This is a genomic window from Megasphaera paucivorans, from assembly GCF_900103535.1.
Classification (GTDB): Bacteria; Bacillota; Negativicutes; order Veillonellales; family Megasphaeraceae; genus Megasphaera_A; species Megasphaera_A paucivorans.
Genome location: NZ_FNHQ01000042.1, coordinates 1 through 19,466, shown reverse-complemented (window position 1 = coordinate 19,466; position 19,466 = coordinate 1). Strand labels below are relative to the sequence as shown.

Genomic DNA, 19,466 nt, shown 5'->3' with positions numbered 1-19,466 from the left:
CTAGCTACCGATTGCCCACTGCTGCGACATTCTCGTATGATCTCCATCCATTGATTAAGACGATATTGCTGAGTAACTTCCCTGGTGTTCAACGCTAAACCTCCTTTGAAGTTTTTCAAGTTACTCGAAAAACTCTCAATACTTTAGTTTAGAGTATTATCTCACAGATTCCAAAACGATTCTATCCACTATGTTATTAGGCGCTTACGATCTTATCAAATTTTGCAGTTCCGATTCCTTTAACCTTTTTTAAATCATCGCCGCTTTGGAATGCTCCATGTTCATTTCTATAATCAATAATTTTTTTTGCCATAGAGGGACCTACCCCTGGCAATGTACACAATTCAGCCTCCGTTGCCTGATTTATATTGATCACATCCCCTCCAGCCTGTGTTGGTATCCCTTCTAAATGATACGGAATATGGATATGCATCCCATCATGTATTAATTCGGCCATATTTACACTGTCAGGATCTGCATACAGTACCATGTCTCCTGCACCATGAACAGCATCCCCTACTCTTACGGTTTCAGAAAAGGAGTACAGTCCAGGTTTTCGAACCGCACCTGTAATATATACGTAAATATCATTTTTTTTAGGTTTTTCTGCGATTACAACCTCTGCATGCTGCGACGGTACCTCAATATAATCACTGCCAAACCATACGATACTGCTTACAAAAACCAGTACAGCAATTATTGCAACTTTTCTCATATTAGTGTCTCCTTATCTACTTGATGTCGAATAAATAAACGGTTTATCTCCTCATTTCTCCTACAGACAGAATCAATCCTGCTATTTTAATGCAAGTTTAAATGAAGTTTAATTATTCTCTAATTACAAATAAAACTGAAGCACAAAAAAGCTCTCCCAATGTGTCCAACATTCGGAGAGCAAACTAATACAGCGGTTCTTTTATTTACGATTTTTCTCATGTAATTTTTTACGTATATTGCTTTTCATCCAACACCCCATGATATATATAAATACATCCAGCAGAAGAATACTTATCATTATCTTTGAAGGACCTTCATGGATAATAGCATATAAAGCATAAAAAAAGACAACTGCCAATAAGACATTTTTTAATTTGTTCATAGCCAACGCCTCTTACAGATTTTTCTAGTTACTGGATTTAGCTTTCTGCATAGCCAGAACAGCTTGAATATACATAGCACACTCAATGCGTTTCTTTTGAATATGGCAGCTCAATTCATACGGATTTTCAATAGCCCCGCCATATTTAATATTATTAGCATGACAGCCGCCGCTGCAGAAAAACTTTGCCCAGCATTTTACACAGTTTGGTTTATTCAGAACATGAGTATCCCTGAAAATCTTTGGCAGTTTTTTATCCGTAACACCTGCATAGACATTGCCAATAACATACCCATCTTGCCCTACAAACTGATGACAGGGATAAATATCTCCATTAGGAACGACACACATATACTCATGACCGGCTCCACAGCCACGCAGCCGTTTTGCAATACAAGGCCCCCGGTATAAATCCATAATAAAATGATAATATATAAACGGACGTCCTTCATTATATCGCTTTAAATAAAAATTCGTCAAACGATCATATTCAGAATAAATTTCCGGCAAATCTTCTTCCGTGATCGCATACGAAAGATCATCTCCCACAACAGGTTCCATAGAAAGGCCTTCGAAGCCGAGATCAACCATATGCCGAACGTCTTCCGTAAAATCAAGATTGTATTTCGTGTAGGTACCGCGTACATAGTATTCTTCTCCATTACGGCGTTCTGCTGCTTTAACCTGATTTTCTGCACAGCGCTTATAGGAATCATGTCCGCCGGCATCAGGACGCATGCGGTCATGCACTTCCGGTCTGCCATCTAAACTGAGAATCAAGCTAATATGATTCTCTGTTAAATAGCTTATTTTTTCATCATCCAGAAGCATGCCGTTGGTGGTCAGCGATAATTTAAAAATCTTATCGTGTATCTTTTCCTGTTCCCGTATATAAGCAATGGTCTGTTTTACAACATCAAAATTCATAAGCGGTTCGCCGCCGAAAAAGTCAATTTCGCAATGTTGTCTTTTATTCTTCGTGCTTTCAATAAGTAAATCCACGGCATGCTTAGCTATGTCAAAGCTCATCAATTCCCGCTTGTGCGTATCATAGTCTCCTGTAGAAGCAAAACAATATTTACAGCGCAGATTACAATCATGTGCAATATTAAGACATAAGGACTTAATAACAGGTTCTTCATCTGCTACCACTTCAAAAGACTCACACATAGGTGCAAAAAGCATTTCTTTTTTAATAAGTTCGTCTAATTCATCCAATACTTGTTCTATATCTTTTTGAGCATATATTGAAACGAATTTTTTCAGAACCTTTTCTCGATTGCTGCCGTTATATACGTCAAGTATATCGTACGTTATTTTATCAATAACATTCATAATGCCGCTGTTTACATCAAGTAACATATATGTTCCATTTTGGTAGTATTTGTGAATCATCGGTCTAATTTTTTCCGTCATAATTCCTCCATGCATAAGAATAGCCCTTTACCATTGTGGTAAAGGGCTGCTCAAGAATAACTTATTTGTTGCAAACCTGGTTACCTACCGTACAAGACGTTTTGCAAGCGGACTGACAGGATGTCTGACATTCGCTGCAGTCTGCATATTGTGCTGTCTTTTGGATAGATTCCGTATTAATTGTGATAATATGTTTTTCCATTGGAATTCACCTCGCATTTATGATCATTACTATTTTACCACATGATATGCCTTTCTACAACATATCAAAGAAGCTTAAACCCTTTAAACATAAAGTTCTTTCCCATGCTGACAACAATGGAGTGTTCGTGAAATACGTCATTCGTATCAAAGAAAATATCAAACCCACCTTGATACTGGACATACACAGAATTAATCCGTTCCAAATACCCTCGTATCTCCTCTGATGTAACTTCAGGTTCTCCATCCTCACGCCATTTTTTATTCTTAAAATTAGCGATCAGCGGCGCATGGGCAATGACACGGACGCGATATTCCAATATCCATTCCCATATCTGCTTGCTATAGCGGACAGCTTCTTCATCATTTCCCTCCGGAAGCCCTTCCAACGTAAACAAGACCGGTCTGTTTTCAAACATGATTTCATCCATATAACTGCCCTTAACATATTGCAAATTCATATAGAGAAAACCTCCCCTAAATAATATATATAGGAATGCCTTACTTCATCTTAGCAGAGTTGTACAATTTGTCAAATGAAATATTCATATATTTTAGCGGACATGCATAACTATATATAATAACCAGCAATTCCATTTGCTTTGTACAGTATAGACAATAATACACAAAAAAAGGACTACTCCCTTGATAAAGACAGTAGTCCTTACTTACATAATAAAGAAACTTATCATGTTAAATAATTAAATCCAAGGCTTGCTTAAGATCGAAAATAATATCTTCAGGATCTTCTAATCCAACAGACAGACGCACCAATCCTTCACTAATCCCCGCACTCGCCAATTCCTCTTTTGTATAAGTAGAATGTGTCATGGATGCTGCATGTTCAATCAACGTTTCTGCATCGCCGAGAGAAACCGCCAATTTGCATAACTTTACGTTGTTCATAACAACTGCTCCTTCTTTGACACCACCCTTGAGTTCAAAAGAAAGCATGCCGCCGGGCAGACGCATCTGTTTTTGTGCCAATTCATAATAGGGAAAGCTTTTTAACCCAGGGTAGGACACCGAAGCAACTGCCGGATGGGTTTCTAGAAACTGTGCCACCTTCATTGCGTTGCTGCAATGCCGATCCATTCGGATCGCTAATGTTTTCATACCGCGGGCAATCAAAAATGCATCAAACGGACTTAGTACGGCCCCAGTCATATCTTTTAAACCGAAAAACCTGACGTTATTAATATACTCCTGTTTCCCGCATACAAACCCAGCAATAACATCACCATGGCCATTTAAATATTTTGTAGCCGAATGGACGACAACATCGGCTCCTAATAGGAGTGGACGCTGAATATACGGCGTACAGAACGTATTATCCACAATAACTATACATTCTTCAACAGAATGCGCAATTTCACTGACAGCATGAATATCCGTAATTTTCAATGTTGGATTAGCCGGAGTTTCTAAATAAACGACTCTTGTATTAGGCTTCATTGCCTTTTTAACAGCATCTAAATCCGCCATATCTACGAAAGTTACTTCCACACCATATCTCGTCATGCCATGATTGAGCAGAGCAAACGTACATCCATAGAGAGTATCGCTGGCAACAACGTGGTCACCTGCATGGAGAGCTGTCCAAAGTGCCGCCGAAATAGCCCCCATTCCGGATGCCGTAGCCACACAGCCTTCTGCTTCTTCCAACAACGCTAATTTTTCTTCAATAACTGTATTCGTCGGATTGCCCAGACGCGAATAAATATATCCGCCTTCTTCTAAAGCAAATCGTCTGCCGCCTTGTTCTGCCGAATCAAATACAAACGTCGAAGTTTGATAGATAGGGCAAGTTAATGCACCAAAAGTATTTTTAGAAGTGCCGCCATGAATTGCTTTGGTTGCAAAACCCATTGCCTGCAATTGTTTTTGTTCCATGATTATCTCCTCCTGAATTATTTATTTGAGAAGAGCATATCATAGAAATTTACTTCTGAAAAATACCCATTACTATCATTCTTGCATAGTTTTAAACTATGACTGTTCAGTTGCTATACTGCCACATGTGCATCGATTCAATGAATCCTCCAATAACTGTACATATAAGGTCATTTCTTGAGTCATTTTCATATTCTTTAACTTCAGCCAGCCGATTTCCATCATATCAATGCAGTCTTCTACAGGAATAGAAATAATAGCATCTCCCACTATATCCGGCAGCAGGCAGCCTGTCCCAATATTAAAAGAATTGGTATTGCGCAGCATACTCAGCAGACTGGAACGATCTGTTACGTAAATCAGCTTTTTATTCGACATATCCGGAATAATGACTTCTTCAGAAAAAAAGATACGGGTCCTGTCCTTGTCCGTATCGTACATACGGATAGGGTTCCAATTCTCGTACGTTGATCTGTTTTCTGGATGCCAGTGGATGCTGCGCTCTGAGATATACATACGGTGGATATTGGCGGAATGGAATAAATTCTAATCCTTTATGCTGAAACAGCCGGTGCATAAATTTTTCCGTAGCTTTGGATACATATATAATTCCAATTTGGCTCTGCTGTACAAGTACATCATGAATGACTTGGGTTGTCCTTCCTTCCTGCATTGTGACTGTATAGCTATGATATTTTTCAGCTTTTTGTATAAACTGGACCAAGGCATCGGTAGGAAACATATAATGCTGTGCTGATATAGAAAGGTTGATTTTTCTTTCATTCGTTTCATCCTGCCGAAAATATGATTGCATTCCTTCAATTTGTTCGGCAATACGATAGGCATAACTTAAAAATTCCATGCCGCTTGAGGTAAAAGATATTCCATGTCTTGTTCGTTTCAATATAGTAATTCCTAATTCCGTTTCCAATTCTTTCACCGATTTGCTGAGACTAGGCTGAGAAATAAACAAATTTTGAGCAGCCGCCGTAATAGAGCGGCTCTTAGAAATTTCAATAATATATTTTAATTGCTGAAACGTCATGATAGAGTCTCCTTTTCTTGCATAACTTTAAACTATGTAACTTTAACAAAAAATGATATTTCACGAAACCGGTTTTAAAATGATATTCTATATTATAGCAGAAACAGGAATTCATACGCTATAGCCATATGAATCTGAGGGGAATACTACAAATTAGGAGGTACTACCATACTATCGAGAAATAATAATTGAACATTTTATCTTATCATTCAAGGAGGTACTACCATAATGAATGAAAAAAAAGGCAATGCTATTGCCCTGCTGCCGCTAGTTGTATTTATGGCGCTATTTCTTGGGGTTTCACTGATTATGAAAGATTTTTATAAAATGCCTGTTGTTGTAGCTTTACTCATTGCATCCACCATAGCTATACTGCAAAATAAAACCATACCAATAGATTTGAAAGTTGAACGATTTTGTAAGGGTGCCGGTGATTCCAGTATTATATTGATGTGCCTAATTTTTATTTTAGCAGGTGCTTTTGCTGAAGTCAGTAAAGCAATGGGAGCTGTAGATGCTACGGTAAACTTAGGATTAACTATTTTTCCACCTAGTCTTATGGTCGCCGGCATGTTCGTAATTGGTTCCTTTTTATCTATGTCCCTCGGCACTTCTGTCGGGACCATAGTAACACTGGCTCCTATTGCCGTTGGAATAGCAGAAAAAACAGGGTTGCCTGTCGGTTTCCTAATTGCCGCTGTCGTAAGCGGTGCTATGTTTGGCGACGGGTTATCCATGATATCAAATTCCACTGTAGCTGCCACTAAAACACAGGATGTTGAAATGGTAGACAAATTCAAAGCTAATTTTAAAATCGTATTGCCGGCAGCTATCATAACGCTAATTATATATGCTTGTCTAACGTTGGGCATGGATGTCAATGCTACGGAAACGTATGATTATCAATTCTTCAAAATATTACCTTATATAGCAGTACTTACAGTTGCCCTAACCGGTTTAAACGTTGTGCTGGTATTAGTCGGGGGAATTATATTATCAGCTGTAATTGGCATGATATATGGTTCCTTTGATATATTTACAGTATTTCAGCTTTGTTTAAAAGGTATTTCCGGTATGGAAGATATCTCTATCATATCAATATTAATTGGTGGAATGGGTGAGTTAACAAAAATCAATGGCGGTATTGATTTTTTATTACACACTATACAAAAAAAGATTCATTCCGAAAAAGGTGCAGAATTGGGTATTGGTATATTAGTCAGTTTAGTCGATTTATGTACAGCAAACAATACTGTTTCTATTATCATAGTAGGTTCACTAGCCAAAGATTTATCTGAAAAATATGGTGTAGATAGGAGAAAAACAGCGAGCCTTTTAGATACTTTTGCCTGTTTTATACAAGGCTGCATTCCTTATGGAGCTCAACTTTTAGTCGCTTCCAGTCTTGCTGCCATTTCACCTTTTTCAATAATGGGGTATCTATGTTATCCCTATCTTTTAGGCATATCTTCTATACTAGCTATCGTATTGGGAATACCCAAATTTAAGACCCCTATTAAAGATACTACGCTATGTGCTTCTCAACCAATGACTCCAGATATGACAGAAAAATAATTATCAGCAGACAAAATTCGGCAAGTATATAATTTGTTCTGTTACCATGTAATCATGAAATAGACACATTCTCGGATAGGCAGCCAAAAATCCGGCAATGTGTCTATTTCATGATTTTTCCAAAAAAATAACGGACAGTATATTCTCATCATATATATGACAAGAATATATTGTCCGTTATTACTACACTACCTATATTTTAATATCATGAATCTTTCAATGCCGCTGCCGGGCATAGATCATTCAATATACAGTCATCACACAACGGTGTCCGAGCTTTGCAAATTCTTCTGCCATGCCAAATGAGCCAGTGATGTGCCCGACTCCACCATTTTTTTGGAATAGCTTTCTGTAACCCCAGTTCTACGTCTAACGGAGTTTTTCCTACAGCCAATTCTGTGCGATTTGCAACACGAAATACATGCGTATCTACCGCAATTGCCGGTATATTAAAAAGAATGCTCACAAGAACATTGGCTGTTTTTCGGCCAACACCAGGAAGTTTAACAAGTTCTTCAAAAGACTGCGGCACTTCCCCATCATATTTTTCACAAAGAATTACACTGGTTTCCAGTAAATGCTGCGCTTTGCTATGATAGAGACCACACGTACGTATTTTACTTTCCAATCCCAACAAACCCAGTTCAAGCATTTTTTTTGGCGTATTATATAGAGGAAATAAATCTTCTGTTACAATATTCACTCGTTCATCAGTACATTGTGCCGATAAAACGACGGCTACCAAAAGTTCAAAAGGGGAATGATAATGCAAGGCCGGTTTCAATATACCATACTGTTGTTGGAATCGTTCTAACATTTCTTGCTTTATTTTTTTTGTGATTGCCATATTATCCTATTCCTCTTTCACACTGATTCCTTCATTCAAGCTTCCCATTTCATATCCACCCAAGTCAAGTGTTACATATGTAAATCCACATTTCTTTAAAGCTTTTACGATACTTTGCCGATGTTTCAATATAACATTTAATTCCTCCATCCCCACTTCAATACGTGCAATATCGCCATGATACCTCACCCGCAGGGATCCATGAATAAAAGGTGCAATATAAGTTTCTGCTTTATCAATCTGCTCCAATCGTTCCGGTGTTAGTTCCATTCCATACGGAATTCGGCTGGCAAGACAAGCTGCACTTTGTTTATCCCACGTGCGAAGCCCTAATGTACGAGAAATGATTCTGATATCAGCTTTTCCCAATCCTGCTTCGATCATCGGACTGCGCACATGGTCGGATAATTCCTGCAGTGCTTTCATTCCCGGACGGTAATCATCGAGATCATCTATGTTACCGCCATCAATTACCCAATGATATCCTTCGCTTTGTGCTAGTTTCACCAGTGCTTCAAATCTGATTTTTTTACAAATATAGCAGCGTTCTTTCGGATTACGCACAAAATCCGGATTATCAAATTCTGTCGACAATACTTCCCGATGGGGTATTCCTATTACCTTAGCCAAACTCTCCGCATCGGACCGTTCACTTGCAGGAAGCGTTGGGGATACTGCCGTAACAGCCAGTGCCTGCTCTCCTAATACGGTATATGCCGTATAAGAGAGCAGCGTGCTGTCTACCCCGCCGGAAAAGCCAATAACAACACTGCCCATATCTTTTAAGATTTCTTTTAGTTTTTCATATTTTTGTTCTGTATTCACGAGTATATCTCCTGTATCATCATTTTATAAAATTTCGTATTTTCAAGCAAATCCGGTCCATGACGAAAAATACCGCCGCCCACCAAATATATAACATCCCGGCCATATAATTGTGCCAGTTTAGGAATCGTCTCTTCTGTTATACCCCCGCCGGGACTGGGAAAAATCGCCGCTAATTCTCCCAAATGCTTTCTAGCTGATTCAGCAATTTTTCTGCAATCCTCTGCCGTGAAAGTAAATCTGCCGCCATAACTGGGAAATACAACAGCATCCGCACCGGCAAGACGTGAAAATATGCCATACAAGACGGACATAACAACACCGGAAGGACCTGGCATAATAAATCCTCCTGATAACGATGGATGAGAAATTATCGGCAATCCCACCAAAGGATCATCCGCGATTTCACGAATCATGCCAAACCCCGTAAGCACAGGTGCCAGCAAAATACCCCCGGCCCCTAATTTTTTAGCTTGCAACGCTCTTTCATGGCTTTTCGTTCCATCCGCCGTGCAATTAGCAACATAAACAGCATGCCCGCCAGTGTCCTCATTTGCTTTCTGTACCGCATCGGCACACGCAGCTACCCGTTCAGCAAAAGGAGCACTGGCCTGATTGGTAATGCCATGATCATCTTTAATAAGATCTGCTCCCCCTGCTGCAAACTCATACGCCATACGAGCCAGCTCTGCCGTAGTTGACCCCAATGGTTTAATTACACAATGCAGTAAAGGCCGGTGAAACACACCTAAAAGTTTACGAATACCGGCAATGCCAAAATGAGGTCCATGATACTCCGATAAAAAAGCAGAAGAGAATGTAACATCTTCTACCCATATGCCCGGCTGCATACTGCTATTCCCAAAAACAACGTTGAATAACTGCGTAATTTCGGTTCCTGCAGCCCCATCATTATATGTTATCCAATACCGATATTGTCCATCACCGTATTCTGCAAACTCAATATTTCCAACTATATTATCGAAAATAGACTGTCTCTCTACTAAGTCAGGCGGAAATTCGATAGTCTGTTCTACCGCAATTTTCTGAGCTAAATTTTGAGCCTCTTCCTTACTGTTTGCTGTAATTCGGTAAAGAACAGAAAAACTTTTCTCCTTGATCACACTGTGAGCTCCCTTCTCCTATTAAAAGGAATATTGCGATTTGAAAATATGTTCAAAAATACTAAGTACCTCTTTTAATTCCGGTGTCAGCCGCTGCAATGCATCCTGCCATACTGTATGCGGTACGCCCCCATAGTAAGCTTCCGCTATACTGGCAGCAATAGCAGCTTGTGTATCGCTATCGCCTCCCAAGGAAATCGCATTGCGGATAGAATCTTCCACATTTTCACTTTCCAAAAAAGCCTCAATACCCTGCGGAACACTTTCCTGCGTTCTGGAAGTAAACTGATAGTTGAGCCGAATTGTATCCAAGGACTGTTCCATCGGATAATAATATTGCTGTATATACGAGCGTATACTATCTTTATTCTTTTTTATACGAGCCAGATAAATAGCCGAAGCGACAGCAACTGCTCCGGTTATGGCCTCCTGTGTGTCATGTGTCACAACCGCTGTAAGTTCTGCCAGATACTGAACTTCAGGCAAAGATTTTCCGACCCATGCGACTGGTGATACACGCATAGCCGCCCCATTGCCATAACTGCCATACGGTTTTGCTGCCTCGGTCTGAAACCATTTCTTAAAATAAGGACCGTAGCCCGCATCCGGATATTTTCGACACCAATACTGCATTTTTTTGCGTAGTGGTATACTGAGACCTTTTTTCTCTCTATATGCTTCTATCAATGCATCCGCCACAGCCACCGTGGTAACTGTATCGTCTGTAAAACGCGAATTCTTTGAAAACAAAGGAAACTCTTTCGTTTTAATGCGATACGACCTTGCCTCGTATAATGAACCGGCGATATCACCTAGAATTGCACCACGCATATACTCACTCCTATCGATTATTATTCTCCGTATTAGGTATTATATCACAAGTAAAGATAGATAAACACATCTTACAGTACAAGGGTATTTTTTCTATAAAAAAGGCAGAGACGAGAATATCTCGTTCTGCCTTGATATCATAAAATTACATAAATTTTGCTGATTCCTCCTGCAAAATCTTATTACGCAGCTTAGAAAGTTTAGAACTTCGTTGTACCCACATTTCCTCTGGATTAACGAGACGAAGGTATTCCGGCCAAAGTGTCTGTATTTGTTCATCTGCATAATCACAAATTGCCGCCAACGTAGGTTTATGATATACCAGCTTCCCTTTTTGAAAAATAGGCTGCAGCATCGGGCAAACATCAAAACTATTAGCATAAATAACGCGAGAGCGCCAAGGTGTTTTATCACTGACGAGTTGAAGGTTTTTTATTGTCGGAAATTTTTCTCCTTCAAGGGCAATGATGTCTGCTTTCATTTTCTTACTCTCTCTGTCATAAATACGATAGACATTCTTGATACCCGGATTAGAAATTTTTTCCGCATTATCACTCATCTTAATTTTCGGTACAAACACATCACCATCATACTGTCCCACAAGTTTAAATACGCCTCCCAAAGACGGACTGTCTTCAGCAGTTATCAAATGCGTCCCTACTCCCCACGAATTTATAGCACATCCCTGCAGTTTTAGTTCAGAAATAAGAAACTCGTCCAAGTCATTTGAGGCCGATATAATGACATCAGGAAATCCAGCTGCATCAAACATTTTTTTAGCTTCTTTTGATAAGTACGCTAAATCACCGCTATCGAGACGAATACCAAATTTCTTAGGCAATGTCCCTGCATCCTTCATTTCCTGAAATACGGTAATTGCATCAGGTACTCCCTGCTTCAATGTATTGTACGTATCTGCCAAAAGTATTAAATTATTGGGATATTGGCGGATGTATGCATGAAATGCTTCAAGTTCCGACGGAAAACTCATGATCCAGCTATGTGCCATGGTTCCTAAAATAGGCATGCCAAACTTAGCTCCAGACAATACATTACTCGTACCATTAAAACCGCCAATCATAGCAGAACGAGCCCCATAAACACCTGCTGACATTCCCTGTGCCCGACGCAATCCGAATTCCATAAGCGTATCATTGCCTGCAACTGTACGAACACGGCGTGCTTTAGTAGCTATCAAGCTTTCATGGTTCATAATCATAGACATTGCGGTTTCCAGCAATAATGACTCATCCTTAGTGGTGTGTATCCGAAGCAGCACTTCCTGAGGGAAGGCAACGGTTCCTTCCGGCATCGCATAAATATCACCCGTAAAATGCATATCTTTTAAATAGTCCAAAAAGCTTTCTTTAAACAAGTTTGTACTTTTCAGATAATATATGTCATCATCACTGAAATGCATATTCTGCACATAATCAATCAAATGCTCCAACCCAGCTACGACGGTATAACCGCCTTTAAAAGGATTCGTTCTGTAATATCTGTCGAAAACACATGGCTGGTTATGCTTGCCTTCAAAAAATAAGCCTTGCATCATCGTCAATTGATACAGATCAGTTAACAAAGCGTTCGTATACAATAGACTCGCCTCCAAATTATGATTAGGTACATTATACATCATTCATTTATATATGACCAATGATTTTTAATATTTACATCTGTAAATACAGTGAAAATTTTCACATATATTGATTTGTATATTATTTTTAGTTTTATTTTATATATTCTTTTTAGTAGAAAACACTTTTATAGTATAGTATAATACGATACGTATTAATTTTTGTTTACGAAAGGATATTTCATGAAATATAGGTTATTATTATTGTTAGCTGCATTTATTTGGGGTACCGCGTTTGTTGCACAAAGAATAAGTACCGAAACAATCGGTCCGTTTTCCTATAACGGAATTCGTTTTGCATTAGCTGCTATATCGCTTCTGCCATTAATTATCTGGCAAAAAAACAGCTTGCTTGTTCATCCTCGAAAGATTCCGTCCCATCTGTCACTGCCGATAGCTTGTACGATGCTGGGCTTCGTCTTATTTGCCGGAGCTTCTTTACAGCAAATCGGCATCTTTTACACTTCAGTTGCAAAGGCTGGTTTTATTACATCTTTATACATTATTGTTGTGCCTATTTTGGGCTTATTTTTACATAATCCTTTACGCTTTTCTCATATAGCCGGCTGTATTGTCGCTGTCATTGGCCTTTATTTTCTTTCGTATCACACAACCGGACAGGTATTGAATTTTGGAGATGTCCTGGAATTATGCGGAGTTATTTTTTGGTCTCTGCATATTTTGCTTGTTTCCCGGCTGGTTCGATATTATCCGGGAATTTTACTTGCTTCTGGACAATTTGCCGTTTGTTCTTGTTTTAATTTTCTGGCAATAGCAATTACGGGAGAATCTTTATCTTGGTCTATGGTTTTACTCACCTGGCTTCCTTTAGTATATGGCGGCGTTTTTTCCGGCGGCATTGCTTATACATTACAAATTTTGGGACAAGCTCGCGTTGTTGCAACGGAAGCTTCCTTATTATTGAGTTTTGAAATGATTTTCAGTGCTTTAGCCGCATTCTTAATATTAGGAGAAACACTGACTGTACGAGAATTATTTGGCTGTTTTCTTATGGCAGCCGGAATTTTTGCCGCTCAAGTTCCCAGTCGTATTGTCTGGCAGGGACTTCATTTTAAATAATATTTTTATTTTATTAATAATTAATTAATTTATATAAAATATTTATTTCCATTCACAGCCATATATTTCCATTAACCTCCTTTTTTGTTCCATTCACACGAAATTGCTTTCTTCTCCTTTAAAAGAATGTTATATTTGGAACGTAATAAAAAGGAGGTTTTAGTAATGGTAATGAATGGTGTTTATATGGTTATAATCACCGCATGCTTCCTTGTATTGGGATATCGTTTTTACGGCTCATTTATTGCTGCCAAAGTATTAACATTAAACCAGTATAAGGTAGTACCATCCATCCGTTTAGATGATGGACATGACTATGTACCGACTAATAAATGGGTCGTATTTGGTCATCATTTTGCTGCTATAGCCGGTGCAGGCCCTCTTGTTGGTCCTGTTATTGCAGCACAATTCGGTTATTTGCCGGGTATGCTTTGGATTTTGTTTGGCTCTGTATTTGCCGGAGCCGTCCATGACATGGTCATTTTATTGGCTTCTGTCCGTCACGACGGCAAATCTATTGCAGAAATTGCAAAAGACGAAATCAGCAATACCGCCGGCATGAGTGCACTGCTTGCTACCTTATTTCTCTTGATCATCACAGAAGCAGGTATGGCTGTTGTAGTTGCAAATTCTTTGTTTAATAGCCCTTGGGGAACATTCACGGTAGCTTCTACTATTCCTATCGCAATTTTTGTTGGATTATATTTAAAGTACCTTCGTCCCGGTAAAATCCAAGAAGCTACTATTATCGGCGTTGTTCTCGTGTTACTGGCTGTATTTTATGGCTCGGAAATTCCCGGTTCCGTATTAGCTCCCTATTTTACTTTTAATCTGACACAACTGGAAATCATGCTTGCTGTTTACGGATTTATTGCCTCCGTTCTGCCTGTATGGTTGTTACTGGCACCACGTGATTATCTCTCCACGTACATGAAAATCGGCACAATTGCTGCATTAGCGATTGGCATCTTGATTGTAGCTCCTACTATCCGCATGCCGGCTTTAACAGAATTCTGTGCAGGCGGCGGTCCGGTAATCAAAGGATCTGTTATTCCTTTCGTCTTTATTACCATCGCTTGCGGTGCTATTTCTGGATTCCATAGCTTGATTTCTACAGGCACAACACCAAAAATGCTGACTAACGAACGTCAAATTTTGCCAATTGGCTACGGTGCTATGCTTACCGAATCATTTATTTCCATGATGGCACTTATTGCTGCTACCAGCCTTCACCCGAGCGATTATTTTGCTATTAACTCCACTCAAAGCGCATTTGCTGCTCTTGGCATCCAAGTTCAAGACTTACCCAGCTTAGCTGAACAAGTTGGTGAAAATCTTATGCATCGTCCAGGCGGTGCTGTATCCTTGGCTGTCGGCATGGCTGATATCTTTAACAAAATTCCAGGTATGGAACAGTTCATGGGATTCTGGTATCATTTCTGTATTATGTTTGAAGCACTGTTCATTTTAACTTTGATTGATGCCGGCTCTCGTGTAGGCCGGTATTTACTTCAAGAACTTATCGGCAAATTCTCTCCGAAATTCGGTGATACGGAATGGTGGCCCGGCATTATTATTTGTTCCGCTGCTATCAGTATTTGCTGGGGATATTTAGTTCTCCAAGGTAACATCGGCGTCATTTGGCCGCTGTTCGGCGTATCCAATCAGTTACTTGCTGCCGTTACATTGGCTATTGGCACTTCCTTTATTTATCGTCATGGCCGTGGACGCTATGCATGGGTTACCATGATACCCTGTATCATTATGAGTTTGATTACCGTCGATGCAGATTATGAAAATATATTTTATAATTATATTCCCGCCGGTAAATGGCTCTTAGTTACCATCAGTGTTATTATGCTGATTCTTGATGCTATCGTTATGATAGAAGCGGTTAAGAGTTGGATCAGATATTCTAAGACCGTTCCACAGGATATGCGTTCTCGTGAAGAAATCGAAGCAGAAACAAAAGCTAAAAACGAAAAAGAAGGTATCGAAGCACCTGCAATGCACTAGTCCTATCTTTTTCCAACTAAAAAAGAAACTGCCCCCCATGACCTAGAAATTTAGCTCATGGGGGGCAGTTTCGGTGCTATAACAAGCGTAAGTGTAAGACACCGACGGGTGTTTCACACTTACGCTTGTTCTTTTACAGTAAGAAAAGTAATTGGTCTGGCGTGTTTTTTGGGAGCGAAGCCTCCGACATAAAAACTGCCAGCCATCCCATATCGTAAATATTCGAGAGACCGGATTATTTGTGAGTGTAATCAATCCGTCGGTGATGAAAAAGTATGCTTCTACGGCAATACGCTATCTTTCTCGCATAATAGGTACCCATGCTTTTCCATCTTCCTTAAAAATAGCAGCACCATTTGTCAAATCAGCAATATCAGACTGTACCTGCGCACTCTTTTCTTGTGGAATCTCCAGACGGAAACGGACAGTATCAGAAAATATTCTGTCTACAATACGAACTTTCAAAGACGGCAGTATCCGTTCAAGAGAACTAATAAACGCATAACCAAATTCAATTTCAGCAATAACAAAAGAAAAATAATCTGCAATCTGCGCTGCTTCAATTCCTAACGCAGCAGCATGACTATATGCACGAATAAGTCCTCCGCCTCCCAGCTTAATGCCGCCAAAATAACGTGTTACAACAATTACCGTATTGGTAATGCCGCTTTTCATTAATACGTCTAGTATGGGCCGTCCCGCTGTTCCTGCCGGCTCCCCATCATCATCATATTTTTGTATACAGCCGGTATTCCCTATACGGTAGGCAAAACAATTATGTCTAGCATCCCAGTATTGCTTACGAATTTTTCCAATAACGCTGCGTGCTTCTTCTTCTGTAGAAATTTCTGCCACAACCGTAATAAACCGTGACTTTTTAATTGTAAATTCCGTTTCAGCATGACCATAGACGGATGTAAAACAAGGTAATAGCATAGCCCTTATATTCTCCTGTATATGAAATAACTTATAAAATGACATATATAGTAGTGTAGCGCATAATACTATTTTTGACAAATTATACGTTGACATAGTGTCTTAAACAGCTTTTCTTGATATACTTATAAATACAATACTAATCCAGAAAACGGCGATTCATAATCTCAAAATAAAGTTGTACCTATTTCTGGAAAAAACATGAAAAATAGTACAACTATAGTTAGAATCCATGCTCCTTCACACACAAAAAAAGGAACATCCCCTTGAATGTTCCTTTTTTTGTAGTTCACTATTGAGTCATCTCAACATTTGACATAGAATCATAAATCATATTTCGTGTGTCTTTTTCATTTATTGACAGCATTTTTTTGATATGCAGTTTTTATGCCAAGCTGGTTACCGGGTTTTATAACCCTGATAGTCTTTCAATTTTGTATTTTCTTTGAGCACTTCTGCAATCGATTTTCCTGTATCCAGTTCCTGAATAGCTTTCTGTGCTTTATCAGATAGATATACTTTGTCTTTTTTTCCCAGCAACAAGGTCTTATCGTCGGGCCACAAGGTTCCGGTATTTTCATTTCTGCCCTGCAGGAGATATAGCGTATCGCCGTTTTTATTAGCCTCCGCTAAAGAAATACCTTTCTTTTTCTGCCATACGGCAATACCGGCGCATAATGCGGCGTCATCTGTCCGCTTGCGATTCAGCACCAGAACGGCTTTGGTATTTTTATATTCTGTGCAGAAATTGAAATCACCCTGCGAGTCCATGGCGGCAAAAACTGGTCCCTGCCCTTTATATCTTGGGGCAATAACCGAATCAATCGTCTGCGATTTGCCAACGCCCTGAGTCTGAGCATGAAGTTGATAGTCATAAGCATTGATATATCGTCCCTGCTGATCCTTTTGATTCGTCATACCGACAATTCCATCGACACCGGGGATCTGGAAATAATCTACCGCGGCTCGAACAACATCCAGAGGGGATGCGGAATCAATCCATGTATCAATACCATTTTCATTTAAGACATTATACAGTTCTTTTATTTCCGGTGTTACGGTAATCCCCAATTTATAGGATACGCTGACACTGCCGGCCTGCGATTTCAATTCCACCGGGCTCTGATAGGATCCTTTGCTCCACGTCTGTCCCTTGGCAGGATCGCCATACCAGCTGTCGCAGCGGTACGCCAACTGATATACTTGCTTAGGCGTCATGCCCGTATACCAGTAGGTTACCCACGGATACGACACGGATGCGTCCATGGTTTCACCTATCGCATCATAGAGCCAGCGCATTTTAGCCGTAAATTCCTTGAATTCCAGACTATTTTTTACTGCTGCGGAAAATTCTTTTCCCTGCGGGGTCACTAGCCCCTGCTTATATAAAACACGGTATGCAGCCGACGCATCTCGGATTCCATCCTGAATCCGCACCTGGCGACCTTCGCCGTCATCGGCGCCATAGGTCAAACTTAGTTTTTCTGCCGGAATGCCCGTCTGGAGCACTTTCATCATCTGATTCGGCGCGATAGCAAAGGCCAAATGATCGAGCTGCCAGATCATGAGCTGTTCCTCCACATCCATAACAGACGTCGTATTGTCAAAGTCAAACACAGCATACGGACGATTCGCAGCTTTATAATTGGCCGACTTCTTGCCATAAAGTTTTAAAAAATCATTGATAGACTGTTTTACCTCCGGTTCCCAACCTGTACTCTGTAAATACAAGGGGGAAATCATCTGTCGATTCACTACTGTCACCGTTTTACCAGCAGGCGCAGCCATGGCAGGAAATGTCTGCACAACCGAAAAAATGGTCAGTGCACACAGCACACTGACTGCATATTTTTTCATCTTACCCGGAACAATTTGTCTTTTCATATATATACCCCTTTCCACATCTGAATTTAGTATACAAAACGTAATTAAATGTAATGTCAGAAATATGTAATAAATTGGTAAATGCAGAAAAACACGGCAAACTTTATCTGCATATTGTTTTTATGCTGACAGTACAAAAACGATTTCTATTATTGGATTCGCAAACCTTTGCGAAAATACCATATAATGAATATAATAAAAGACAAATCAAATATGACCCACAAAGACGTTCCTGATTATTTCGTTTTGCATGTCTTTTTTTTTGCACAGGAAAGATTTGATCTGTTATGAGACACCACACCTAGCATCATCCGTACTCGGCCAGCAAAACGACCGGTTTGTCGGTACGACACAGCGAGGGCCCCCTGTTTGAATACGCAGAGACAGTAATTATTTCTATATCGTGACGTATGAAGGATATGTTAAACTGACTGAAAAAAACAATACCATCGCGCCCGTCAAGAGTGATGTCAAATACACCTTTTTCATCAACAGCGGCGCTGAAGCCGATGCAACCATTGATTATGGGAAATGACAAAAAAAAGAAGCCGATTGGAACCTCTTTTCTGTGCGATATCATTAACAAAATCGCCAAGGATGTCAACTATGAAGACCGGAATTCATAAATACAAAAAGAAGCTGGATACTGTTGTAAAAATATCGTAGTATAGAATATACCATATATAGGAAAATATGTAGGTTTACCATAGATATGTTACAAAAACAGAAATGAGAGAACACCTTTTTGTGTTATGCTTAAGTTACTACGCAAAACCATAACAGAAAGGGAGTCCTCTCATGAACAGCATAACACAAGATGTAAAATATCGTCTATCTATTCTTTCCTATGCCAGAAAATATGGTGTGACTATTGCTGCTATAAAATATCGTACGAATCGCCAGTTTATCTATCGCTTGCAATGGCGCTATGATGGGACCCCGGCATCGTTACAGCCCCGATCCAGACGCCCTCACCATCATCCCAATCAACACACGTCTCAAGAGATAACGTTTATTCAGAATATGCGACGACGAAATCCGCATGCCGGGCTGGTCGT

At 39.7% G+C, this 19,466-nt stretch carries 18 protein-coding genes and 1 pseudogene; 4 read left to right on the top strand and 15 right to left on the bottom strand.

All coding sequences use genetic code 11. From position 1 onward, the window contains the following. Positions 1–196 precede the first annotated feature (196 nt). The 8 genes from BLR11_RS12645 to BLR11_RS12610 all read right to left on the bottom strand — a co-directional run bounded on the left by BLR11_RS12645 (position 197) and on the right by BLR11_RS12610 (position 5,654). Positions 197–715 carry a helix-hairpin-helix domain-containing protein gene (locus BLR11_RS12645; RefSeq protein WP_091652739.1) on the bottom strand — a complete coding sequence of 173 codons (519 nt, stop codon included), beginning with the start codon at positions 713–715 and terminating at the stop codon, positions 197–199. 201 nt (positions 716–916) lie between these two features. Further along, complete coding sequence (locus BLR11_RS12640; RefSeq protein ID WP_091652736.1) at positions 917–1,099, bottom strand: hypothetical protein; 183 nt, start codon at positions 1,097–1,099, stop codon at positions 917–919. Between the two features lie 24 nt (positions 1,100–1,123). Further along, entirely contained in the window at positions 1,124–2,515 is a 1,392-nt protein-coding gene (gene scfB / locus BLR11_RS12635; protein WP_091652734.1) for a thioether cross-link-forming SCIFF peptide maturase, read from the bottom strand. Between the two features lie 61 nt (positions 2,516–2,576). Beyond that, entirely contained in the window at positions 2,577–2,717 is a 141-nt protein-coding gene (scfA, locus tag BLR11_RS12630; RefSeq protein ID WP_091652731.1) for a six-cysteine ranthipeptide SCIFF, read from the bottom strand. A gap of 64 nt (positions 2,718–2,781) precedes the next feature. Then, entirely contained in the window at positions 2,782–3,177 is a 396-nt protein-coding gene (locus BLR11_RS12625) for a DUF2262 domain-containing protein (protein ID WP_091652728.1), read from the bottom strand. A gap of 232 nt (positions 3,178–3,409) precedes the next feature. Further along, entirely contained in the window at positions 3,410–4,609 is a 1,200-nt protein-coding gene (gene megL, locus BLR11_RS12620; RefSeq protein ID WP_091652726.1) for a methionine gamma-lyase, read from the bottom strand. Positions 4,610–4,705: 96 nt separating this feature from the next. Further along, positions 4,706–4,987 (bottom strand): hypothetical protein, encoded by a 282-nt coding sequence (locus BLR11_RS12615; protein WP_143006443.1) that lies wholly within the window; start codon positions 4,985–4,987, stop codon positions 4,706–4,708. A gap of 19 nt (positions 4,988–5,006) precedes the next feature. Beyond that, complete coding sequence (locus BLR11_RS12610; RefSeq protein ID WP_091652720.1) at positions 5,007–5,654, bottom strand: LysR family transcriptional regulator; 648 nt, start codon at positions 5,652–5,654, stop codon at positions 5,007–5,009. A gap of 228 nt (positions 5,655–5,882) precedes the next feature. Between BLR11_RS12610 and BLR11_RS12605 the strand changes: the two genes are divergently transcribed. Then, complete coding sequence (locus BLR11_RS12605; protein WP_091652717.1) at positions 5,883–7,229, top strand: Na+/H+ antiporter NhaC family protein; 1,347 nt, start codon at positions 5,883–5,885, stop codon at positions 7,227–7,229. Between the two features lie 205 nt (positions 7,230–7,434). Here the strand turns inward: BLR11_RS12605 and nth are convergent, their stop codons facing one another. The 5 genes from nth to BLR11_RS12580 form a co-directional block, all read right to left on the bottom strand. Further along, positions 7,435–8,076: an endonuclease III gene (gene nth, locus BLR11_RS12600; protein WP_091652715.1), complete on the bottom strand. Its 642-nt coding sequence runs from the start codon at positions 8,074–8,076 to the stop codon at positions 7,435–7,437. 6 nt (positions 8,077–8,082) lie between these two features. Further along, entirely contained in the window at positions 8,083–8,901 is an 819-nt protein-coding gene (larE, locus tag BLR11_RS12595; protein ID WP_245675171.1) for an ATP-dependent sacrificial sulfur transferase LarE, read from the bottom strand. Beyond that, positions 8,898–10,025: a RuBisCO large subunit C-terminal-like domain-containing protein gene (locus BLR11_RS12590; RefSeq protein ID WP_091652712.1), complete on the bottom strand. Its 1,128-nt coding sequence runs from the start codon at positions 10,023–10,025 to the stop codon at positions 8,898–8,900. Before BLR11_RS12590 ends, larE begins: the two co-directional genes overlap by 4 nt. Before the next feature lie 21 nt (positions 10,026–10,046). Continuing rightward, positions 10,047–10,856 (bottom strand): ADP-ribosylglycohydrolase family protein, encoded by an 810-nt coding sequence (locus BLR11_RS12585; RefSeq protein ID WP_091652711.1) that lies wholly within the window; start codon positions 10,854–10,856, stop codon positions 10,047–10,049. Positions 10,857–11,001: 145 nt separating this feature from the next. Continuing rightward, entirely contained in the window at positions 11,002–12,453 is a 1,452-nt protein-coding gene (locus tag BLR11_RS12580) for a nicotinate phosphoribosyltransferase (protein ID WP_091652708.1), read from the bottom strand. Positions 12,454–12,675: 222 nt separating this feature from the next. Here BLR11_RS12580 and BLR11_RS12575 point away from each other — a divergent pair, with 222 nt between their 5' ends. Continuing rightward, a complete protein-coding gene (locus tag BLR11_RS12575; protein WP_091652707.1) occupies positions 12,676–13,572 on the top strand; it encodes a DMT family transporter in 897 nt (298 codons plus the stop codon). A gap of 165 nt (positions 13,573–13,737) precedes the next feature. Then, complete coding sequence (locus BLR11_RS12570) at positions 13,738–15,588, top strand: carbon starvation CstA family protein (RefSeq protein WP_176762992.1); 1,851 nt, start codon at positions 13,738–13,740, stop codon at positions 15,586–15,588. A gap of 294 nt (positions 15,589–15,882) precedes the next feature. Here BLR11_RS12570 and BLR11_RS12565 read toward each other — a convergent pair whose 3' ends face one another. Both BLR11_RS12565 and BLR11_RS12560 read right to left on the bottom strand, forming a co-directional pair. Next, positions 15,883–16,524, bottom strand: coding sequence for a YigZ family protein (locus BLR11_RS12565; RefSeq protein WP_176762991.1), 642 nt, complete (start codon positions 16,522–16,524; stop codon positions 15,883–15,885). A gap of 399 nt (positions 16,525–16,923) precedes the next feature. Then, a complete protein-coding gene (locus tag BLR11_RS12560) occupies positions 16,924–18,408 on the bottom strand; it encodes a hypothetical protein (protein WP_091652702.1) in 1,485 nt (494 codons plus the stop codon). Positions 18,409–19,206: 798 nt separating this feature from the next. Here BLR11_RS12560 and BLR11_RS12555 point away from each other — a divergent pair. Beyond that, positions 19,207–19,466, top strand: a pseudogene (locus BLR11_RS12555) (IS481 family transposase); the annotation flags it as partial.

Coding starts and splice junctions, on each gene's coding strand:
- BLR11_RS12645 (WP_091652739.1), bottom strand. CDS start 715: ATGAGAAAAGTTGCAATAATTGCTGTACTGGTTTTTGTAAGCAGTATC.
- BLR11_RS12640 (WP_091652736.1), bottom strand. CDS start 1,099: ATGAACAAATTAAAAAATGTCTTATTGGCAGTTGTCTTTTTTTATGCT.
- scfB (WP_091652734.1), bottom strand. CDS start 2,515: ATGACGGAAAAAATTAGACCGATGATTCACAAATACTACCAAAATGGA.
- scfA (WP_091652731.1), bottom strand. CDS start 2,717: ATGGAAAAACATATTATCACAATTAATACGGAATCTATCCAAAAGACA.
- BLR11_RS12625 (WP_091652728.1), bottom strand. CDS start 3,177: ATGAATTTGCAATATGTTAAGGGCAGTTATATGGATGAAATCATGTTT.
- megL (WP_091652726.1), bottom strand. CDS start 4,609: ATGGAACAAAAACAATTGCAGGCAATGGGTTTTGCAACCAAAGCAATT.
- BLR11_RS12615 (WP_143006443.1), bottom strand. CDS start 4,987: ATGTCGAATAAAAAGCTGATTTACGTAACAGATCGTTCCAGTCTGCTG.
- BLR11_RS12610 (WP_091652720.1), bottom strand. CDS start 5,654: ATGACGTTTCAGCAATTAAAATATATTATTGAAATTTCTAAGAGCCGC.
- BLR11_RS12605 (WP_091652717.1), top strand. CDS start 5,883: ATGAATGAAAAAAAAGGCAATGCTATTGCCCTGCTGCCGCTAGTTGTA.
- nth (WP_091652715.1), bottom strand. CDS start 8,076: ATGGCAATCACAAAAAAAATAAAGCAAGAAATGTTAGAACGATTCCAA.
- BLR11_RS12585 (WP_091652711.1), bottom strand. CDS start 10,856: ATGCGTGGTGCAATTCTAGGTGATATCGCCGGTTCATTATACGAGGCA.
- BLR11_RS12575 (WP_091652707.1), top strand. CDS start 12,676: ATGAAATATAGGTTATTATTATTGTTAGCTGCATTTATTTGGGGTACC.
- BLR11_RS12570 (WP_176762992.1), top strand. CDS start 13,738: ATGGTAATGAATGGTGTTTATATGGTTATAATCACCGCATGCTTCCTT.
- BLR11_RS12565 (WP_176762991.1), bottom strand. CDS start 16,524: ATGCTATTACCTTGTTTTACATCCGTCTATGGTCATGCTGAAACGGAA.
- BLR11_RS12560 (WP_091652702.1), bottom strand. CDS start 18,408: ATGAAAAGACAAATTGTTCCGGGTAAGATGAAAAAATATGCAGTCAGT.